This is a genomic window from Shigella sp. FC1967 (assembly GCF_001743005.1).
Taxonomy (GTDB): domain Bacteria; phylum Pseudomonadota; class Gammaproteobacteria; order Enterobacterales; family Enterobacteriaceae; genus Proteus.
The window spans coordinates 1-210 of sequence record NZ_MIIZ01000483.1; the positions used below are offsets into that span (position 1 = coordinate 1).

Consider the following 210-nt stretch of genomic DNA (forward strand, 5'->3'; position numbering starts at 1 on the left):
AGTGGATTAAATTTATCAGTTTCAGTTGCTGCGAAAGGGGTTGTTGGTTCGCCTTTCATTATAACCGTAAAGAATAAAAAGCGAGCTTGTTTGATACAAGCGAGTTGTTGAAGTGGATTAAATTTATCAGTTTCAGTTGCTGCGAAAGGGGTTGTTGGTTCGCCTTTCATTATAACCGTAAAGAATAAAAAGCGAGCTTGTTTGATACAA

Annotated in this window: 1 pseudogene; it reads right to left on the reverse strand. The window is 37.1% G+C overall.

Annotation, left to right across the window (positions count from 1 at the left end):
• Positions 1-98 precede the first annotated feature (98 nt).
• Positions 99-210 (reverse strand): annotated as a pseudogene (locus BHE89_RS27365) (thiosulfate reductase cytochrome B subunit); the annotation flags it as partial.